Origin of the sequence: Pseudomonas sp. FBF18 (assembly GCF_024261405.1) — a bacterium.
In the GTDB taxonomy this organism is placed as follows: Bacteria; Pseudomonadota; Gammaproteobacteria; order Pseudomonadales; family Pseudomonadaceae; genus Aquipseudomonas; species Aquipseudomonas palmensis.
Genome location: NZ_QKRS01000003.1, coordinates 137,098 through 157,583 on the forward strand (window position 1 = coordinate 137,098; position 20,486 = coordinate 157,583).

At 66.1% G+C, this 20,486-nt stretch carries 16 protein-coding genes; 7 read left to right on the forward strand and 9 right to left on the reverse strand.

Annotated features, from left to right (window positions below; translation table 11 throughout):
* Positions 1-120 precede the first annotated feature (120 nt).
* Genes DN387_RS06580 through DN387_RS06595 form a run of 4 tightly spaced genes read right to left on the reverse strand, consistent with a single transcriptional unit; the run spans position 121 to position 3,323 of the window.
* Positions 121-798 carry a metallophosphoesterase gene (locus DN387_RS06580; protein WP_054915925.1) on the reverse strand — a complete coding sequence of 226 codons (678 nt, stop codon included), beginning with the start codon at positions 796-798 and terminating at the stop codon, positions 121-123.
* Complete coding sequence (locus tag DN387_RS06585) at positions 779-1,756, reverse strand: ATP-grasp domain-containing protein (protein ID WP_054915926.1); 978 nt, start codon at positions 1,754-1,756, stop codon at positions 779-781. The genes DN387_RS06580 and DN387_RS06585 overlap by 20 nt, the downstream gene beginning before the upstream one ends.
* A complete protein-coding gene (locus DN387_RS06590) occupies positions 1,753-2,637 on the reverse strand; it encodes an NAD(P)-dependent oxidoreductase (protein ID WP_054915927.1) in 885 nt (294 codons plus the stop codon). The genes DN387_RS06585 and DN387_RS06590 overlap by 4 nt, the downstream gene beginning before the upstream one ends.
* On the reverse strand, positions 2,634-3,323 hold the full coding sequence (locus tag DN387_RS06595; protein ID WP_054915928.1) for a WbqC family protein: 690 nt from the start codon (positions 3,321-3,323) through the stop codon (positions 2,634-2,636). The genes DN387_RS06590 and DN387_RS06595 overlap by 4 nt, the downstream gene beginning before the upstream one ends.
* A gap of 134 nt (positions 3,324-3,457) precedes the next feature.
* Here DN387_RS06595 and DN387_RS06600 point away from each other — a divergent pair, with 134 nt between their 5' ends.
* The 4 genes from DN387_RS06600 to DN387_RS06615 all read left to right on the forward strand — a co-directional run bounded on the left by DN387_RS06600 (position 3,458) and on the right by DN387_RS06615 (position 8,914).
* Positions 3,458-6,343, forward strand: coding sequence for an aminotransferase (locus DN387_RS06600; protein WP_054915929.1), 2,886 nt, complete (start codon positions 3,458-3,460; stop codon positions 6,341-6,343).
* A gap of 198 nt (positions 6,344-6,541) precedes the next feature.
* Positions 6,542-7,420 carry an N-carbamoylputrescine amidase gene (gene aguB, locus DN387_RS06605; protein WP_054915930.1) on the forward strand — a complete coding sequence of 293 codons (879 nt, stop codon included), beginning with the start codon at positions 6,542-6,544 and terminating at the stop codon, positions 7,418-7,420.
* 2 nt (positions 7,421-7,422) lie between these two features.
* Positions 7,423-8,529: an agmatine deiminase gene (gene aguA, locus DN387_RS06610; protein WP_054915931.1), complete on the forward strand. Its 1,107-nt coding sequence runs from the start codon at positions 7,423-7,425 to the stop codon at positions 8,527-8,529.
* A gap of 184 nt (positions 8,530-8,713) precedes the next feature.
* The gene (locus tag DN387_RS06615) at positions 8,714-8,914 is read left to right on the forward strand and encodes a hypothetical protein (protein WP_078481589.1); all 201 of its coding nucleotides are present in this window, start codon (positions 8,714-8,716) and stop codon (positions 8,912-8,914) included.
* Positions 8,915-9,056: 142 nt separating this feature from the next.
* On the opposite strand, the gene DN387_RS06620 is transcribed toward DN387_RS06615, so the two are convergent.
* Positions 9,057-11,147, reverse strand: a complete 2,091-nt coding sequence (locus DN387_RS06620; RefSeq protein ID WP_054915932.1) for a TonB-dependent siderophore receptor — start codon at positions 11,145-11,147, stop codon at positions 9,057-9,059.
* 395 nt (positions 11,148-11,542) lie between these two features.
* Between DN387_RS06620 and DN387_RS06625 the strand changes: the two genes are divergently transcribed.
* Positions 11,543-12,832, forward strand: a complete 1,290-nt coding sequence (locus DN387_RS06625; RefSeq protein WP_043861662.1) for an OprD family porin — start codon at positions 11,543-11,545, stop codon at positions 12,830-12,832.
* 27 nt (positions 12,833-12,859) lie between these two features.
* On the opposite strand, the gene DN387_RS06630 is transcribed toward DN387_RS06625, so the two are convergent.
* On the reverse strand, positions 12,860-14,527 hold the full coding sequence (locus tag DN387_RS06630) for an FMN-binding glutamate synthase family protein (RefSeq protein ID WP_054915933.1): 1,668 nt from the start codon (positions 14,525-14,527) through the stop codon (positions 12,860-12,862).
* Between the two features lie 113 nt (positions 14,528-14,640).
* Complete coding sequence (locus DN387_RS06635) at positions 14,641-15,531, reverse strand: LysR family transcriptional regulator (protein WP_054915934.1); 891 nt, start codon at positions 15,529-15,531, stop codon at positions 14,641-14,643.
* A 97-nt stretch (positions 15,532-15,628) separates the two neighbouring features.
* Between DN387_RS06635 and DN387_RS06640 the strand changes: the two genes are divergently transcribed.
* Entirely contained in the window at positions 15,629-16,762 is a 1,134-nt protein-coding gene (locus tag DN387_RS06640; RefSeq protein ID WP_054915935.1) for an MFS transporter, read from the forward strand.
* A gap of 178 nt (positions 16,763-16,940) precedes the next feature.
* Positions 16,941-18,119, forward strand: coding sequence for an MFS transporter (locus DN387_RS06645; protein WP_043861666.1), 1,179 nt, complete (start codon positions 16,941-16,943; stop codon positions 18,117-18,119).
* Here the strand turns inward: DN387_RS06645 and DN387_RS06650 are convergent.
* Positions 18,113-19,267, reverse strand: a complete 1,155-nt coding sequence (locus DN387_RS06650) for a lysozyme inhibitor LprI family protein (protein WP_054915936.1) — start codon at positions 19,265-19,267, stop codon at positions 18,113-18,115. The genes DN387_RS06645 and DN387_RS06650 overlap by 7 nt on opposite strands.
* A 10-nt stretch (positions 19,268-19,277) precedes the next feature.
* Positions 19,278-20,441 carry a lysozyme inhibitor LprI family protein gene (locus DN387_RS06655; RefSeq protein WP_054915937.1) on the reverse strand — a complete coding sequence of 388 codons (1,164 nt, stop codon included), beginning with the start codon at positions 20,439-20,441 and terminating at the stop codon, positions 19,278-19,280.
* Positions 20,442-20,486 lie beyond the last annotated feature (45 nt).

The following is a 20,486-nucleotide window of genomic DNA, read 5'->3' on the forward strand; positions in this document are numbered from 1 at the left end:
AATGGCCTTTGGTGCAGCGGGTGGTGTTCAGGTGGCTCGTAGCTTGTCGCCAGGCGCCGGCCGGTGCAAGGGCAACGCAGCGCTGGCCGACGTCAGGCTATCGGCCGGATGCCCGCGTAGTTAATAGTGGCTGATCCTGCCGCCGATCTGCGCGCCGAGGGGCAGGTTGTCGGAAAAGTACGCGGTGAACCCGGCGTCGCTCATCGCCTGCTGCATGCGCGGGATGTCGTAGGCCACACGGTGCAGGGTGAACTGGCCGGCGTGCCAGGTGGCGAAGGCCGCACGCGGGTCGCCGTCGCGTGGCTGGCCGACCGAGCCGGGGTTGCAGTAGACCTTGTCGCGGCCCTGCCAGAGCATCTGCACATGGGTGTGGCCCGAGGCGAAGTGCGTGCCGGGCAGCGCCTCGAAATACGCCTGCGAGGGGCGCAGGTACTCTTCGATGGGGTCGTTCCAGCCGCCGTGCACCAGCTCGATGCCGTGTTGCCGGCCGCGTGCGGGCAATGCCGCGAGCCATGCCGCGTTGGCGGCCGTGAGGATGCCCTTCTGGTAGTCCAGGCAGGCGTTGGCACTGTTGGAGCGTGGGCAGGGCGTGTTGCTCGACAGGTACCAGTCGTGGTTGCCCATCAGGCTGAAGATGCCGCGTTCGCGCAGCGCGTCGCAGCACTCGTTGATCTGGCAGTAGTACCCGGCCGTGTCGCCCAGGCAGATGATCTGCGACACGCCCAGGCGCTCCAGCTCGTCGAGCACCGCCGAGAGTGCGACGAAGTTGCCGTGGATATCAGAAATGATCCCGATCATGGACCACGAGCTCCTCGATGTAGCGCACCGCGAACCCCGGTCGGATCTCGGGGGTAGGGGGCGCCTTGCGGTTCAGGAAGAAGTCCAGGCACATGGCCGCCTCGTTGTAGCCGAAGGCCCGGCGCATGGAGCTGGTGGAGGAGATACGCGGGTTGATCTCCAGCAGTTTCCAGCTGCCGTCGGCGTCGCGGCGAAACTGCAGGTTGGTCGGGCCCACGGGCCTGAAGTGTGCACACAGGCGCGCCACCACTTCATCCAGCGAAGCCTCCTGGCGCACCCAGGCCTTGGCGGTTGAACCGTCGGCGGCCAGCTTGCGCTGCAGGGTGATCGACCCGAAGCTGCCGCCTTCGCCATCGCCGAACACCGCCACGGTGAACTCCTGCTCGGCGCTGCCGATGATCGGTTGGGCCATCAGCACCTCGCCCAGCAGGTGCGCATGGGGTTCGAAGTCGCTGGCGCTTTGTACCCACACCAGGCCCTTGGAGGCATAACTGCGACGTGGCTTGAGCAGGAATGGCAGGCCCAGGGTCCGGACCAGCTCGGCGAAACTGCCCGACAGGTAGCTGGGGATTCGCGCCGGCTCGTCGGCGGCGGCCAGCGCCTGGTCCATTGCCCACTTGTCGCGGGACAGATCGATCAGCGCTCGGCTGTTGAGCACCACGCCACAGCCCAGTTGCGCCACCTGTTCACGGTGGTCCGAAAACCAGTGCAGGTCCTGCTCGATGCCAGGTATCACCAGGTCGACCGCGTGCTGCCTGACCACCCGTTCGAGCCACGCCGGGTAGTCGGCGCTGGCGGTCAGGGGCGCCTGCGCGAAGGCGTCGCACCAGGCCCTGCCGGCGGCATCGTCGTAGATATCGGTGCCTACCAGCACCACGGCCGGGTCGCTGGCACGCAACGACTTGAGCAGGCCGTAGCCCATGATGGCGCCCACGCCGGTAACCATGACCGTGCTCATGCCGTGCACTCCCGATGCTGTCGGATCATTTCGAAACCCTGGTGGATATTCACCTGCGGCATGAAGTCGATGGCGGCGTGCAACGCCGGGTCGAGCAGCTGCGCTGGCAGGTCGGGCACATCCGGCTTGTCGCGCAGAAAGCGCACTTGGCCCTGCTGGCCGAAGGCGGACAACGCGGCCTGGGCGATTTCGCTCAGTGCAGGGCTGTCGGGGTGGACGCAGTTGAACAGCCCGGTGGTCGTGGTGGCGGCCACACGGGTGCAGATCTGCACCAGGTCGTCCAGGTGCAGGTAGTTGCGCCGCGCGTCGTTGTTGCCGAACAGGCTGATGTCGTTGCCGGCCTGGGCCTGGTCGGCGAAGGCATACAGCAGCGGCTGATGGGTGCGGCAGGCACCGGCGGCGTCATACACCTGGCTGGGGCGCAGGATGGTCAGGGCGATGCCGTGCGCGCTGCATAACAGGCTGGCGAGCTCCTCGGCGTGGCGTTTGGACAGCGAGTAGATGCTGTAGTGAGGGTCGCCCGGGACGTGGCTGGCAAACACCGACGAAATCAGTATCAGGTGCCTGGCCCCGCTGCGTTGTGCCAGTTGGCAGGCGGCCAGCGTGCCGACCGCGTTGACCTGCTCGGCGCGGATCAGGTCGTCGATGCCGGGGCCGCCAAAGTCGGCGGCGGCCAGTACCACCACGTCGAACGGCGGCACGCTGGCGGGTACGCGGTCGGGCTGGCTCAGGTCGAAGAACACGTCGGCATCACGCCGCCCTGCGGTCTGCACCGGGCCCAGTTGCGCCAGGCCGTGGGCGATGGCCTGGCCGATCACGGAGGTGCTGCCGATGACCAGGCTGGCGAGAGGTGGACGTGGGGTGGAAATATCGCGAGTCATCGTGGGGCATACCTCATGTAGTGCGCGGCGCGGGGCCCGCAGTTGAACAGCAGGTCGAGAATGCTGACCGCGTGACTGAATTCGCCCCATTGCTGTGGATAGGCGGGATAGCCGTCATAGTCGAACCAGCTGAGCTCGATGGCGCTGTCGGCGAACTGTCGTTCATCAAGGTAGTCCCTGGCTGCCGGCCCGGACACATAGTGCGTGGCTCCGGCCTGCTGGCACAGATCGACCAGACGTTCGGTCTTGCCTTCGCCCAGGGTGTAGTCCCACGAGCGGGTGATGCGCGTGGTGATGCCCAGGTAGTCGCACACGGCCTGTATCAGCAGCACGTTGAGCTCGCTCAGGTTGCGGTGCTGGCGGTCCAGGTACAGCGGTTGCAGCCATGCGGCCACTTCGTGCCAGCAAGGCGCCTTGGCGTAGTTGGCCACCAGGCTCTTCCAGTGCTTGGCCTGCCAGTTGCCCGGGGCCAGCTCGACGTCGCGGATGCGCCGGTTGATGTTCTGCCCTGTCGGGATGGTCAGCCACTCCAGGCCGTTGGGGGTCTTGATGCGGTTGCGGTTGCGCCAGTCGTTCTTGGTGTACTGCATGTCGTCGTAGACGATGAACTCGTCCACGGCCGCAATCAGGTCGAAGTACCCCTTCCAGGGAATGTAGTTGGATTGGAGGATGGCAACCTGCTTCAAGCGTCTGTCCCGGGGTTGGAGGGCGAAATCGACGGCGGGTCAGAATACGTTCAATTCTTTCCCTTCGTCACTCCCCTTGCTTATCGGCAGCAGCGGTGGCGATATAAGCGACAAAAAAAATCGAGGCCTTCTCCATGTCGCTGAACACCCTCATTCACCGCGCCAGCCTGCCATGCCCCGATCTCGACCCGGCCCAGGCGGCGCAGCTGCTGCAGGCGCATTACGGGCTGCAAGGCACGCTGCAGCCGCTGGGCAGCCAGCAGGACCTGAACTTTCGCGTCGATACGCCCCACGGGCGCTTCGTGCTCAAGGTCTGTCATGGCGACTATGCGCAGCAGGAGCTTGAAGCCCAGCATGCGGCGCTGGAGCACCTGCACCGTCAGGGTGTACCGGTACCGGCCGTTCGTCGTGCCAACGGTGGCGAGCCGCTGCTGGCACTGACGATCGACGGCCAGCCGGTGCGCGCACGGGTGCTCACCTACATCGAGGGCCAGACCCTGACCCGCCTGCCGTACATGGCGCCGCGCCTGATGCACGCGCTGGGGGCGCTGTGTGCACGGGTCGACCTGGCGCTGGCGGACTTCACCCACCCCGGGCTGGAGCGCACCCTGCAATGGGACCCGCGCCATGCCCAGGCGGTGATCGCCCACCTGCTCCCGGTGCTGGCCGACGGGCCGCGCAAGGTGCGGGTGCAGGCCATTGCCGAGCAGGCCCGCGTGGCGCTAGAGCCGCTTCTGGCGCAGCTGCCGATGCAGGCGGTGCACCTGGACATTACCGATGACAACGCCGTGTGGCAGCGCGATGGCGCACGCGAGTGGCAGTTGCAGGGGGTGATCGATTTCGGCGACCTGCTGCACACCTGGCGCATCGCCGACCTGTCGGTGACCTGCGCGGCGCTGCTGCATCATGTCGACGGCGACCCGCTGCGCATCCTGCCGGCCATCGCTGCCTATCATGCGCTCAACCCGCTGCACGAGGCCGAGCTGCGAGCGCTATGGCCGATGATCGTGGCGCGCGCGGCGGTGCTGGTGCTCAGTGGCGAGCAGCAGGTGGGCGTCGACCCCGGCAACAGCTACAGCCGCGACAACCTGGCCCATGAGTGGCAGATCTTCGAGGTGGCAGCCGGTGTGCCGTTTGCATTGATGGAGGCGGCGATCATGCAACTGGCCGGCCTTGCGCCCGAGCCGCTGCCGGCCACCGGCATGCTGCTGCCGGGGTTGCGCGACCAGGCTGTGGCGCGGGTCGATCTTGGCGTGCTGAGCGAGCACTTCAGCGCCGGCAACTGGGAGCAGCCCGGCATCGACCAGCACCTGCTGCGTACCCATGCGGCGCCGGCCAGCACGTTGTATGCCCAGTACCGCCTGTCGCAGACCCATATCGACAACCCGCTGGAACCGCGCACCTGTGCGCTGCACGTGGAGCTGCACCTGCCCGTGGACAGTGCGCTGGTGGCGCCGTTTGCCGGCACCTGGCGCCACGGCGAGCAGGGCTGGGCGTGCCTTGAAGGTGACGCCTCCAGCCTGTGGCTGCGCGGGGTGGTGCAAAGCCCCGCATCGGGCGCGGTCATCGCCCAGGGCGAGCCGCTGGGGCACGCCACCGAGCTCAAGGTGCAGCTGTGCCGCGTGGCCGGCCTGCAACCGCCGAACTTCGTCGCGCCTTCGCGTGCGCTGGCGTGGCAGGCGCTGTGCCCTTCGCCGGCTGCGCTGCTGGGCTTTGACTGCGACGCCGCGCCACTGCCCGACCCGCATGCCCTGCTGGCGCGTCGCGACGCCAGCTTCGCGCGCTCGCAGAAGCACTACTACCAGCAGCCGCCACATATCGAGCGCGGCTGGCGCAACTACCTGATCGACATGCAGGGGCGCTCGTACCTGGACATGCTCAACAACGTCGCGGTGCTGGGCCATGGGCACCCGCGCATGGTGAGCGAGTCGGCGCGCCAGTGGTCGCTGCTCAACACCAACTCGCGCTTTCACTATGCGGCCATCGCCGAGTTTTCCGAGCGCCTGCTGGCGCTGGCGCCGCCGGGGATGGACCGGGTGTTCCTGGTCAACAGCGGCACCGAGGCCAACGACCTGGCGATCCGCCTGGCGTGGGCGGCCAGCGGCGGGCGCGACATGCTCAGCGTGCTGGAGGCGTACCACGGCTGGTCGGTGGCCACCGATGCCATCTCGACCTCCATCGCCGACAACCCGCAGGCATTGAGCACCCGGCCCGACTGGGTGCACCCGGTGACCGCACCGAACACCTACCGTGGCAAATACCGTGGGCAGGACACCACCGCCGACTATGTGCGCGATGTCGACGAACGCCTGGCCGAGATCGGTGAGCGTCAGCTGGCGGGGTTCATCTGCGAGCCTGTGTACGGCAATGCCGGCGGCATTCCGTTGCCGGCGGGGTATCTGCAGCAGGTGTATGCCAGGGTGCGCGCGCGGGGCGGGGTATGCATCGCCGACGAGGTGCAGGTGGGCTATGGGCGGCTGGGCGAGTACTTCTGGGGCTTCGAGCAGCAGGGTGTGGTGCCGGATATCATCACCATGGCCAAGGGCATGGGCAACGGCCAGCCGCTGGGCGCAGTGATCACCCGGCGCGAGATCGCCGAGGCGCTGGAGGCCGAAGGTTACTTCTTCTCGTCGGCCGGTGGCAGCCCGGTGAGCTGCCGTATCGGCATGGCGGTGCTGGACGTGATGGAAGAGGAGGGCCTGTGGGACAACGCGCGCGAGGTGGGTGGGTACTTCAAGGCGCGTCTGCAGGCGCTTGTCGATAAGTATCTGCTGGCAGGTGCGGTGCATGGGTCGGGGTTCTACCTGGGCCTGGAGCTGGTGCGCGATGCCGCCAGCCTGGAACCGGCCACCGAAGAGACGGCGGCGCTGTGCGAGCGTCTGCGCGAGCTGGGCATCTTCATGCAGCCGACCGGTGACTACCTGAACATCCTCAAGATCAAGCCGCCCATGTGCACTACGCGGACGAGCGTGGATTTCTTTGTGGACAGTGTGGAGCGGGTGTTGACGCAGGGGGTGTAGCGGCGGAGTCGGGAGGGCGCTGTCCTGCATTCGCTGGCTTGCCAGCGAAGCAGTCAACGAACCCTCCCTTGAGTCGATTAATATCGGTTAATAATCGGACGAACCTGAGGGATTTAATTATTTTTGGCTTTTAAAGTCGATATTTATCGGCTATAAAGTGCTCATCGTCTTCCCTTGTACCTTCCCAAGGAGGTTCCCATGAGCCGTACCGTCACCGTCGCCGCCACCCAGATGGCTTGTTCCTGGGACCGCCAGGCAAATCTCGCCACCGCCGAAAAGCTGGTGCGCGAAGCCGCCGCCAAGGGCGCGCAGATCATCCTGATCCAGGAACTGTTCGAAACCCCGTACTTCTGCCAGAAGCCCAATGCCGACTACCTGCAACTGGCTACGCGCACCGAAACCAACGCCGCCATCGCGCACTTCCAGACGCTCGCCAGGGAGCTGCAGGTGGTGCTGCCCATCAGCTACTACGAGCTGGCCGGCCGCGCCCGCTTCAACAGCATCGCGATCATCGACGCCGACGGCAGCAACCTGGGCGTGTACCGCAAGAGCCACATCCCCGACGGCCCCGGCTACCACGAGAAGTACTACTTCAACCCCGGCGACACCGGCTTCAAGGTGTGGCAGACCCGCTACGCCAAGATCGGCGTGGGCATCTGCTGGGACCAGTGGTTCCCCGAGTGCGCCCGCAGCATGGCGCTGCTGGGCGCGGAGATTTTGTTCTACCCCACCGCCATCGGCAGCGAACCGCACGATGCCAATATCCTCTCCCGCGAGCACTGGCAGCGTGTGCAGCAGGGGCACGCCGGCGCCAACCTGATGCCGCTGGTGGCCAGCAACCGCATCGGCCGCGAAGAACAGGACGGCTACGCCATCACCTTCTACGGCTCGTCGTTCATCGCCAACCAGTTCGGCGAAAAGGTCGAGGAACTGGACCAGACCGAAGAGGGCGTGCTGGTGCACAGCTTCGACCTGGACAAACTGGAACACGTGCGCAGCGCCTGGGGCACCTTCCGTGACCGCCGTCCGAACCTGTATGGTGCGATCAAAACCCTCGACGGTTCACTGGAATCCTGACCATGAAGACCCTGAACACTACCCCGCGCGCCGACGGCTTCCACATGCCTGCCGAGTGGGCACCGCAAACCCAGGTATGGATGCTGTGGCCCGAGCGCCCGGACAACTGGCGCCTGGGCGGCAAGCCGGCCCAGGCCGCCCACGTGGCGGTGGCCAAGGCCATCGCGCGTTTCGAGCCGGTCACCGTGGGTGTGTCGGCCGGCCAGTACGAAAACGCCAGTGCGCAACTGGACATGCCCAACATCCGTGTGGTGGAAATCAGCAACGACGACGCCTGGGTGCGTGACACCGGCCCGACCTTCGTGATCAACGACAGCGGCGAAGTGCGCGGCGTGCACTGGGGCTTCAACAGCTGGGGCGGCTTCGAGGGCGGCCTGTACGCGCCGTGGAACCGCGACGAACAGGTGGCGGCCAAGGTGCTGGAAATGGAGCGCTGCCAGCGTTACCGCACCGAGGGCTTCGTGCTCGAAGGCGGCTCGATTCACGTGGATGGGGAAGGCACCCTGATCACCACCGAGGAGTGTCTGCTCAACCACAACCGCAACCCGCACCTGAATCGCGAGCAGATCGAGGCGATCCTGCGCGATCAACTGGCGGTGGACACCATCGTGTGGCTGCCCGAGGGCCTGTACAACGACGAAACCGACGGGCATGTGGACAACTTCTGTTGTTACGTTCGCCCGGGCGAAGTGTTACTGGCCTGGACCGATGATTCGCAAGACCCCAACTACGCACGCTGCCGCGCCGCCCTGGCGGTGCTGCAAAGCCAGCGCGATGCCAAGGGCCGTGAATTCGTGGTGCACAAGATGCCGATCCCGGGCCCGTTGTACGCTACCGAAGAGGAGTGCGCCGGGGTCGATCTGGTGGCCGGCAGCCAGGAGCGCAACCCGTCGGTACGCCTGGCCGGTTCCTACGTGAACTTCCTGATCGTCAACGGCGGGATCATCGCGCCGAGCTTCGACGACCCCGCCGATGCCGAGGCCAGAGCGGTCCTGGCGCGTCTGTTCCCCGATCACGAAGTGGTCATGGTGCCGGGCCGCGAGCTGTTGCTGGGCGGTGGCAACATCCATTGCCTGACCCAGCAGCAACCCGCCCCTGCCAAGCGCTGAGAGCGGCCTGGCAAATCAAGCCCGTCATCGACGGGCTTTTTTTTGCCTGCGCGATGGCCGGCGACGCAACTGGCACACCTCTTGTATTCGTTTTGCCTTGTATTTCAAGCAAGTACGACGGCGCAGTTCTGTCACAAAGTTTGATTAAGGTAGCCGCTCACACTTCTGGGGAGTACGTGTGGAAATGAATGCGACAAGTGAACCGGTTTCTCACCCGTCGGTGGTGAACCTCGAGGCGCTTGAGGCAGTGGCGCAGTGGTTGAAACACCATGGAACCCTCCGGGTCAGGAAGACCGATCCACGACGTGCACTGGTGGAACGTTATCCACAGGGGTTGATCACCGAGGCAGAGCTCGATGCGCTGCTGGGGGTGTGCTACCGCTGAACTGGAAAGGGCGCCACCGATTGCGGTGGTGCCCTTTTTTGTGGAGGCTGTACTGGCCTCATCGCGGGTCAAGCCCGCTCCCACAGGGGGTGGCGCGGTCTTTGTGGGAGCGGGCTTGACCCGCGATGGCAGCACCGCAGTTCTAGAAGTTGTAGGTACCCGTCACCACCAGGCTGCGCGGATCACCGAACTGGATCTGCCCGGCACTGGTCGCCGAACTGTAGTAGGTCTTGTCGGCAATGTTGCTCAGCGCCGCGCGCACATCCCAATCCTGCGTGCGCCAGCCCACCAGCGCGTCCCAGCTGCCATACCCCGGCAGCACGATGGTGTTCCTGGTATCGGCATAACGCTGCCCCACCAGTGTCACACCCGTTTCGGCGTACCAGCCCATTTCCGGTTTCCAGGTGACGAACAGGCTGGCGTTGCGCCGCGCCACGTCGTTGATGCGGTTGCCGGCATTGCCTTCGGTGTCCTCGACGATGGTGGCGTCCTGCAGGCCGATGCCCCCGCGCACATACCAGTTGCCTCCCAGCTTGCCGGTGGCGGTCAGTTCGACCCCGCGCGAGCGCTGCAGGCCGGTGAGGATGTAGCGGTCGGCGTTGTCCGGGTCGCGGCTGCGGCGGTCGTACAGCTCCAGCTCGTACACCGCCAGGGTGGTGCTCAGGCGCTCGTCCAGCCACTCGCTCTTGACCCCGATCTCCTTCTGCCGTGTATGTTCAGGCCCGGTTTCGTTGGCGTTGCCCGCCGCCCCCGGGGTGATGCCGATCAGGCCGCCGCCCACCGGCGAAAAGGTCTTGCTCCACGAGGCATAGAAAGCGTGGTCCCTGAGCGGCGTCCACACCACGCCCAGGCGCGGGCTGGTGCTGTTGCTCTGCTGCTTTTCGCTCAGGCCGCTGACCTTGCTGGTGGTGTCCACCTCGAACCGGTCATGGCGCAGGCCCACGAGCAGTTGCCACTGATCGTTCAGGCGGACCTGGTCCTGCACATACAGGCCACGGCTGTGCACGTCTGTATGGTTGTTGCTGGACACCGCCAGCACGCCATTGTGTTGCTGGCCGCGGTCCGGGTTGAACAGGTCGACGCCCGGCACGCCCTTGCCGCTGCGCAGCAGCGAGTGACGGCGCTGCTCGCCCAGTTCGAGCCCCGTGAGCAGGGTGTGCTCCAGGCCGAAGGTCGACACGTTGCCTTCGATTTCCACGGTGTTGAACAGGTTGCGCGTGTTCAGGTCCTGCTGCCAGCGCTGGCGCCCGACCAGGCCGGTGCTGGCGTTGTAGCCGGTGAGGTAGGTGTTGTCGAAGTCGCTGTCGAGCTGGAACAGGCCCAGGGTATGGCGCAGTTGCCAGGCATCGTTGAGCTGGTAGTTCAGGCGCGAGCGCAGCGACTGCGCGGTGTCGTCGATGTAGTCGCGCTGCGGGTCGCCATAGGTGGTGCTGCGCCTGACATCCACCGGGCGACCGGTGCGCGGATCGCCTGGGATACCGCGGTCGGGCGTGCGGTTGTAGCGGCTGTATTCGTACTGCACCAGCCAGTTCAGGTCCGGGCTGAGCTGCCAGCTCATCGAAGGCGCGAACAGCTGGCGGCTGCCGTCGATGCCGTGGCGGAAGCTGTTGTTGTCGCGGTTGCCCATGTTCAGGCGCAGGCTGAGGGTGTCGCTGGGGTCGGCACTGAGGTCGGCATACAGGCTGCGCAGGTCGTCGCTGCCGCCCTGGGCCTCGATGCTGGAGTGTCGGCCGGCTTCGGGCGCCTTGCTCACGCGGTTGATGATACCGCCCTGGCTGCCGCGGCCGTACAGCACCGCCGCCGGCCCCTTGAGCACCTCGATCCGTTCGATGTTGTACAGGTCGCGCACGTACTGGCTGTCGTCGCGGATGCCGTCCAGGTAGAAGTCATTGCTGGCGTCGAAGCCTCGGATGCGCAGGCTGTCGAAGCGGGTGTCGGCGCTGTTGCTGACGTTGGGGATGCCGCTCAGGGCCTTGCCCAGGTCATGGGTGCCGTAGTCGTGCACGCTGGCGGTCTTGATCGAATCGATGGCCTGGGGCACGTAGCGCGCCGGGGTGGAGGTGCGGGTGGCGGTGGTCACTTCCTTGACCCGGGGGTCATCCCGGTCGCTGTCGGCGGTTACCGACAGCTCGGGCAACGTGGTGCTGGCAGCACACGCCAGGCTGGAGCTGAACAGGGCGCAAAGCCCCAGAGACACAGGGGAAAGACGGCAAGGGACGGGCGTGGCACGCATCGGCAAAGTTACTTGGTGATGAAAAGGGTGCGAATGGTAATGCTTTGCATTCCCAAATGTTAGCGCTATTTACGCACCGTTGTGGTGCGGTCGTATCCAGGTATTTCCACCGGGGCGCAACCGATTGCGGGTTGCCTTGTCTGCGCCGCTGAAGACGGCGTAATGGCCATATGACTTGTCGTTTTCACGAATTTTTGACATGGCCTTGTACGCACGGCTAGGATCGGACCCAACGCCTGTAGGCCCATCGGCCAAGAGTCCCAAGAAAAGGCCCGCTGCACCCTTGTTGCAGGCGGGCTTTTTGTTTGCAGACCCGTGAGCGTCAACCCACGCAGGGGGCGTGGTTCCTGGCGTTGGTCGCAGAGCGTAAAACACTCCGAAATAAGGAAAATAACATGTTGAAAACACGGATCAGTCTGATCGCGCTGGGGCTTATGGCGGCGACTCAGGCAATGGCCAACGACCAGGCCGCGTCGAACGGTTTCCAGGAAGACAGCAAGGCCAGCGTTCTGCTGCGCAACGCGTTCATCAATCGTGACAAGAAGCATGGCAGCAGTGACCAGTCCGAGTGGGGCCAGGCCTTCATCGGCAAGTTCTCGTCGGGCTTCACCCAGGGCACCGTGGGCGTGGGCGTCGACGCCTTCGGCCTGTATGCCATCCGCCTGGACGGCGGCAAGGGTCGTAACGGCGGCGCCGGTATCGACTTCTTCAAGCCAAGCGATACCGAACCGAGCAACTCCCCGCACAACCTGGCGCGTGCCGGTGCTGCGATCAAGTTCCGCGTCTCCAATACCGTACTGGCATACGGCGACCAGATGCCGACCCTGCCAGTGCTGAACTATGACGACGGCCGCCTGCTGCCAGAGAGCTTCACTGGCACATCGATCACCTCCAAGGAGATCAAGGGCCTGGAACTGAACGCCGGTCGCTACACCCAGGAAGCGCGCAAGAGCGCCGAAGGTCGCGATAGCGGTGGTCTGAAGTCGATCAACGTGTTCGGCGGCAAGTACCAGTTCACCGAGAATTTCACCGGTGCGCTGTACACCTCCGACGTCGAAGACGTACTGAAGAAGCACTACCTGGGCCTGAACTACGTCCACGCCATCTCCGACGACCAGTCGCTGACCCTGGATTTCAACGGCTACAAGTCGGACATCGACAAGAAGTACGTCAACCGTGCAGGCTTGACCGGTGACCGCAACACCATCTGGAGCCTGGCGGCCACCTACGCCTTCGGCCCGCACTCGATCACCCTGGCGCACCAGCGCAACACCGGCGACACCGGCTACCAGTACGGCTGGTACCAGAACCGCCGCGGCGTGGGTGACGGTGGTTCGACCATCTTCCTGGCCAACTCCTACTGGTCCGACTTCAACGCCGAAGACGAGCGTTCGTGGCAGATCGGCTACGGCCTGGACTTCAGCGCCTTCGGCGTACCGGGTCTGACCTACAACTTTGCATACGTAGCGGGTGACAACATCAACACCCACGGCTTCGGCGAAGGCAAAGAGCGCGAAATCTTCAACCAGTTCAAGTACGTGGTTCAGGAAGGCCCTGCCAAGGACCTGTCCGTCAAACTGCGTAGCTCGTTCCTGCGTGGCACCAACAACCTCAACGCTATAGACTACACCGCAGACGGCAACGAAGTCCGCGTATTCGTCGAGTACCCGATCAGCATCCTCTGATCGATTCGACCTTCAAACAACCCCGGCCTAGGCCGGGGTTGTTTGTTTTCGGCGTACCGCATTCGCCGGCGCCACGGGCGCATCCTGCAGTTGCGGCGCGAAGCTGTCGCTGCGGGCCATCCGCCACATCCGTGCATAGAATTCGCTATCGATCGAGCCGCTGAGCAATTCGCCGGGCTTGAGGAACACGTGCAACTGCGAAAACAGCCGGATCTCGCTGGCGCTGACGCGGCGCACCAGGTGCTTGGGCTTGAGTTCGCTGGGGTGCTCGAGACCGGCGGCCGCGAGCATCTCGGCCAGCGCATGCAGGGTATTGCGATGAAAGCTGAACACCCGTTCGGCCTTGTCGGGCACCACCAGTGCACGCTGGCGCAACGGGTCCTGGGTGGCCACGCCGGTGGGGCACTGGTTGGTGTGGCAGCTTTGTGACTGGATGCAGCCGATGGCGAACATGAAGCCGCGCGCCGAGTTCACCCAGTCGGCGCCCAGGGCCAGCACGCCGGCGATGTCGAACGCGCTGACGATCTTGCCGGCGGCGCCGATGCGCACCTTGTGGCGCAGGTTCAGGCCCACCAGGGTGTTGTGCACGAACATCAGGCCCTCGCGCATGGGCACGCCGATGTTGTCGCTGAATTCGCGTGGCGCAGCGCCGGTGCCCCCTTCCTTGCCGTCGACCACGATGAAGTCGGGCACGATCTGGGTGGCCAGCATGGCCTTGGCGATGCCCATGAACTCCCAGGGGTGGCCCAGGCAGAACTTGAAGCCCACCGGTTTGCCGCCGGACAGCTCGCGCAACTGCGCCACGAACTCGAGCAACCCCACCGGCGTGCTGAAGGCGCTGTGGGCGGCGGGCGAGATGCAGTCTTCGCCGGGCGCCACACCGCGCGTGGCGGCGATCTCGGCGCTCACCTTGTGCCCCGGCAGGATGCCGCCGTGGCCGGGCTTGGCGCCCTGGCTGAGCTTGATCTCGATCATCTTCACCTGCGGGTCGCGGGCCTGTTCGGCGAAGCGCTGCGGGTCGAAGCGGCCGTGGGCGTCGCGGCAGCCGAAATAGCCGCTGCCGATTTCCCAGATCAGGTCGCCGCCATGTTCGCGGTGGTAGGGGCTGATGCTGCCCTCGCCGGTGTCGTGGGCAAAACGGCCAAGGCTGGCGCCCTTGTTCAGCGCGCCGATGGCGTTGGCGCTGAGGGCGCCGAAGCTCATGGCCGAAATGTTGAAGATCGACGCCGAGTAAGGCTGGCGGCATTGCGGGCCGCCGATGGCGATGCGAAACGAGGCCGGGTCGGGGGTGTTGACCGGCAGCATCGAATGGCTGATGAACTCGAAGCCCGGGCGGTACACGTCATTGAGCGTGCCGAAGGCTTTCTCGGCGCTTTCGTTCTTGGCCCGTGCGTACACCAGCGAGCGCTGCGCGCGGGAGAAGGGCAGCTTGTCGTCGTCGCCTTCGAGCAGGTACTGGCGGATCTCGGGTCGGATGGTCTCGATCAGGTAGCGCAGGTTGCCCAGGATCGGGTAGTTGCGCCGCACTGCGTGCTGGCGCTGGCGCAGGTCGTTCAGGCCCACCAGCGAGAGCAGCGTGCCGATCAGGGTCAATGGCCAGAGCCAGGCGTGAGTGGCAAGAAACGGCAGGCTGGCCAGGCTGAACGTGAGGCACGCCGCCAGGCAGGCATAACGGCTGGGAAACGAGAGGCGCATGAACTTCCGCTGATGGTGTTTGTCGCGCCTAGGATAGGCAAAGCACCGCGGCGGAAAACCCGTGGTTTCGGTAAAACAGTTTTATCCGCGCCGTGCTTGCCAGGCGCCGGGGCTCATGGGCCCGGCTGGTTGATGATCGCCAGGAACGCCTCGGCCGCCCGCGAACGGCCGTGCCGGCGGCTGATGGCATGCAGCGCGATGTGTGCATCGACATCGCTCAGCGGGCGGTAGCACACGCCCTTGCGTTCCAGCGCGCTGGTGCAGGCCGGCACCACCGCCACGCCCTGGCCGGCGGCGACCAGGGCGATGATGGTGGTGGTCTGCTGGCCGCTGGGGCCGCGGTGCAACGGCAGGCCGGCGTTGGCGAACAGGGTCTCGATGGCCAGGTTGAGGCCGGTGCCGTGCTGCTCGGGGTAGAGGATCACCGGGCGCTGCTGCAACTGCGCCAGGCTGACCTGCGCCTGGTCACTGAGCGGGTCGCTGACCGGCAGCGCCAGCAGCAGGGGTTCGTGCTCCAGGGTGTCGGTGTGCAGGTTGTGCTCGGCGGGGGGCGGCAGGCGGCTCAGGCCGATGTCCAGGGTGCCGTCGCGCAGCTGCGCCCACTGGTTCATCGACGCCTGTTCGATCAGGTTCAACTGCACCTCGGGGAAGGCCTGGGCGAAGCGCTGGATGGCCTGGGTAAAGCGGTCGCTCAGGGCTACGGAGCTGGCATAGCCCAGGCTCAGGTGGCCGGCCATGCCGCTGGCGAGCCTGGCGGCCATGGTTTCGGCCAGCGCCAGTTGCTCGATCACGTTGCGTGCATAGGGCACGAAGGCCTGGCCCTGCACGGTGAGGCTGACGTTGCGGCTGCTGCGCTCGAACAGGCTGAACCCCAGCTGGGCTTCCAGCGCCGAGATCTGCCGGGTCAGCGCGGGCTGGGCCAGGTGCAGGGCCTGGGCGGCGCGGCCGAAATGCAGGGCCTGGGCCACGGCCAGGAAATAGCGCAGTTTGCGGAGGTCGAGCATGGTGCACCTTGAGGTATCGATCGGTCCGAAATCGGTATTGGCCCGGGGCGAGTGGGGCGCCGTATAAAGGGCGCCACACACTTTAACGAGTTTTGCCATGCAGGCGCCTTCTTCGGCTGCGCGGGTCGCGATGTTGTTGTGCGGCTGCGCGGCGTTCCTCCCCTTGTACGCCACCCAGGGCATCCTCGCGCAACTGGCCCGGCAGTTTGCCGTGCACATTGGCCAGGTGAGCTGGAGCCTGACCATCACCACCCTGATGGTGGCGTTGACTGCGCCCTGGGTCGGCTGGCTGGCGCGGCGCTGGTCGCCGGTGACGCTGATCGTGGTGGCGGCGTTGCTGCTGGCCACCCCGGTGCTGCTGATGGCCACGGTGGGCAGCTTTGCCGAGCTGCTGCTGTGGCGGGCGGTGCAGGGCTTGCTGATACCGGTGATCTTCGCCTGCAGCGTGGCGCTGATTGGTGAGCGGTGGCAGGGCGCGAGCGTGACCGAGGTCACCAGCCTGTACGTGACCGGCACCATCCTGGGCGGCTTTGCCGGGCGCTTCGTGGTGGCGTGGGTGACCGAGTACTGGGGCTGGCGCGAAGCGTTCGAGGTGCTGGCGCTGGTGGTGCTGCTGATGGGGCTGGGGATTCGCTGGCTGCTGGTGCTCGAACCGGTGCCGGCGAGCACACGCAGGGCCAGTGCGCCGCCACGGTTTGGCTGGCCATTGTGGTCGGCGTGCGCGGTGGGGTTCTGCGTGCTGTTTTCGCAGGTGGCGTCGTTCACCTATGTGGGGCTGCACCTGAGCCGGGCGCCGTTCGGGCTGGGGGCGGCGGCGCTGGGGTCGATCTATGCGGTGTTTCTGCTGGCGCTGGTGGTCACGCCGATTGCCGGCCGCCTGGCCAGGGCTCGCCCGCCGTTGCACCTGCTGATGGTGGCGGGCGTTGTCGGCGCGGTGGGCATCGGCCTGACGCTTGTGCCCACGCTGTGGGTGATCGTGCTGGGGCTGGCGTTGAGCTCGACGGGGGTGTTCCTGGCGCAGGCGGCGGCCAACACTTTCATTGCGACCACGGCCGGCGCGAACAAGGCCGGGGCAATCGGGCGCTACCTGACCTGCTACTACCTGGGCGGGAGTGCCGGCGCGCTGTTGCCGGCGGTGCTGTGGCAGCAGTGGGGCTGGACCGGGTGCGTGGTGCTGATTCTGGGGTTTCAGGCGGTGTTCATGTTGATCGGGCGGGTGGGCTGGCGCTGAACCCTTCGGCCCCTTCGCGGGTCAAGCCCGCTCCCACAAGGACAGCGGGGATCCTTGTGGGAGCGGGCTTGACCCGCGATGCGTTAGTCCGGTCGGCACAGATCCCAACTCCGGTACATCCACAACTGCCACCGCCAATCCCCATGCTAAAACAGCCATACCCATCGGCGGACCCACCATGACAAAAACAACCACCCCACATTTCGGCCTGCTGTGCCTGGCCAGCTACCTGCTGTCGCTGTCCTACGGCTCGACCTTTCTGCTCTCGCTGCTGGTCACTTCCCGAGGTGGCAATGAACAGGACGCCGGCAGCATCATCGCCATCGCCATGCTCAGCACCGTGATCGCCGTGCTCGGCAGCGGCCATCTCGCCGACTGGCTCGGCACCGCCCGCGCCATCGCGCAGTCGGCGCTGTGCCTGATCGGCGCCTGCCTGGGCTTTGCCCTGGTACCCGGTGTCGACTTCAGCCTGTGGCTGTGCGGCCTGCTGCTGGGCCTGGGCTGGGGCGCGTTCTACACCCTGGGCCCGATCCTGGTTGCCGCGCTGGTCGAGCCGGCCCGGCGCACCCACTGCTTCGCGCTGCTGTCAGGCAGCATGATGAGCGGCATCGGCTCCGGCCCGCTGGCCGGCAAGCTCGCCTCGCTGCTGCACCTGCCACTGGAAACCGCGTTCTACACCGCCGCCCTGGCCGCCGCTGTGGGTATGCTGGTCTTCGCCTGGCTGGCCCGCCAGCACCCGGCACAGGCGGCCAGCGCCCGCATCAGCCGCCACGCCGGCATCCAGGTGCTGCGCTCGTCGGCGCGCTGGCCGATCCTGATGGTGGGCCTGGGCGGCGCGGTGTTCGGCGGGCTGGGCAGCTTTCAGACCACCTACGCGGCCAGTCGCGGGCTGGACTATTCGCTGTTCTTCGTCGGCTTCATGCTCGCCGCCATCGGCTGCCGGCTGCTGATCGCCGGCTGGGTAGTGCGGCATGACGCCTACCGCACCTCGTGCCTGCTGACCGGGCTGATGGTGCTGGCCGTCATCGCACTGGGCTGGTGGGTGCAGGACGCCCTCAGCTACCTGCTGGCGGCGGCGTTGCTGGGGGTGGGTTACGGGCTCAACTATTCGGTGATCAACGGCCTGGCGGCCAACGAAGCGCCCACCGGCTACACGCCGCAGGCACTGCTGCTGTTCAGCCTGGGGTACTTCATCGGCGTGTTCGGCTTCCCGCTGCTGGCCGGCACCCTGATCGTGCAGGGCGGCCCGCATGCGCTGCTGCTCAGCGTGCTGTGCGTGGCGCTGCTCAACTGGCTGGTGAGCGTAGGCCGGCTGCTCGGGCGCTGGCGGGCCCGAGCGTTGCCACAGGGTTACTGATCCGGGGCGATGGCGAACATCAGCTGGTTCTCCTGCACATACACCAGCGCTTCGCGGCCATTGATGTCCACCGGGCGGGCCGACACCGCCTCGTGCTCGGGCACGACCTTGGACAGCACCTTGTTCACCAGGTCGACCCGCCAGACGCAGGCCATGCCGCCACTGTTGTCGAAGTACAGCACCGGGCGGTGTTCGCTCCAGGTCGGGTTGACCAGGCTCCAGCCACTGGAGTCGGGCGCCATCACGCTCTCGTAGCCGCGCGAGTTGCCGTCGCTTTCGTAGGCCAGGCGCAACTGGTCGTTGGCCACGTTGAGGTCTTCGAGCACACGCGCCTTGGCAAAGCGCACGGTGTTGGAGCCGGCGTGATAGCCCTGGGTGGTCGGTTGCGGCGGCTGCTGGCTGCCCACGGCATACACCATCGACTGCTCCAGCTCGCCGTTGCTGCGCTGGCGGTAGTAGAACGCGCCGTCCTGCACCCCGGCATAGCGCTCGCGCTGGTCGTTGAAGCCGCTGTGGGACCAGCCGGCAAAGCGCACGTTGCGCGCGATCACATGCCAGCCGGGGTGATCGTCGGCGTATTCGAGCAGGGTACCGGAGGTGGCCCGCATCACGTGTTTGTCCTGCACGTAGGTGGGCCCGTCAGGGTCGCCGGAGACGTACACGAACGCGTGCAGTACGCCGTCCTTGACGGTCACATCGATCAGTTGCGCCACCGAGTCCTCGCTCATGCCGATGAACGGGGCCAAGGCAAAGCGCTGCCACGGCGCGTCCTCGACCTTTGCGTACACCTCGCCCTTGGGCAGAGGTGCGAGGCTGTCGGAGGCAACCGGCGCCGGTGCCGGCACGGCGGTCAGCCGGCGGATCTGGCGGTCGTAGGCGCTCTCCAGGCACTCGGGGGTCTTGCACTGGTTACGCACGTTCTTCAGCCAGTCGGTTTCCAGCTCGCGGAATATCTTCTGCGCCTTGAGCGGGGTGTACAGCGCATTCAGCTGGTCGTCCTTGGCCGACAGCGAGGGCGTGTTGCAAATCGCGGTTTCCAGAATCGTGTTGGCCCTGCTGCAATCGAAACCGGCGGCCGAGGCCACCGGCGCGTGCAGGGCCAGGGCCAGCAAGGCGGGCAGGGTGAGCAGGCGGGTCACGGTGTGCATGGGGGTGTCCTTACAGGTCGGGCGACAGGGCGAACATCAACTGGTCGTGCTCGACGTACATGATCGCCTCACGGCCGTCGAGCTCCACCGCCAGCGGTTGCCCGGCCGTGTGTTCGGGCACGATCTTGGACAGCACCTTGCCGCTCAGGTCGACCCGCCAGATGCAGGCCATGGCGCCGCTGTTCTCGAAGTACAGCACCTGGCGGCGCTCGCTCCAGGCCAGGTTGGACAGGCTCCAACCGCCGCTCTCGGGGTCGAGCACGGTTTCGCTGGCGGGGCGCGGCAGGGCGTGTTCGTAGTTCAGGCGCAGGTCGCTGTTCTCGTCGTTCATGTTGCCCAGCACCCTTGCCTTGGCAAAGCGCAGCGTGCGCGACTGGGCGTGGAACACCGTGGTGGTGGCCTGCGGCGGCTGGCGGCTGCCCAGGGTGTAGACCATGGCCTGCTGCAGCTCGCCCTCGGTGCGCTGGCGGTAGTAGAACGCGCCGTCCTGGATGCCGGCATAGCGTTCACCCTGGTCCATCAGCTCGCTGATGCGCCAGCCGGCAAAGCGCACGTCGCGGTCGATCACATGCAGGCCGGGGCGGTTGTCGGCGTATTCGAGCAGCACGCCCGAAGACGGCTGCACCGACCAGTTGTCCTGGTTGTAGCCGGGGCCGTCGGACGAATTTGCCACGTAGAGCAGTGCGTACAGCACGCCGTCCTTGATGCCCACATCGATCAGCTGGGCCAGCGAATCGGGGTACATGTCCGGGATAGCCGCCAGCGCAAAGCGCGGCCACGGCTCGTCCTGCAGGGTACGGTAGGCGCTGCCCTGGGGCAGCGGCACCGCGTCGCGCAGGCCGGGCACGGGCGGTGGCGGCAGCGCGGTCAGGTTGCGGATCTGCAGGTCGTAGGCGCGCTCAAGGCAGGTGGCGGTCTGGCAGCGGTCGCGCACCTCGTTTACCCAACGGGTTTCCAGTTCGCGATAGATGCGCCGGGTCATCAGTGGCTTGTACAGCGCGTTGAGCTGGTCGTCCTTGGCCGACAGCGTTGGCGTGTCGCACACCGACTTTTCAATGAGGGTGCGTGCCTTGCTGCAATCGAAGCCGGCGGCGACGGCGGCCGGAGTGTGCAGGGCAAGGGCAAGCAGGGTGCTGGAAGCCAGCAGGGTGAACAGGCGGGCGGCGGGGGTCATCGGACGTCCATGTGGGCCGGGGCAGGGGGCGGATGATACGTGAGC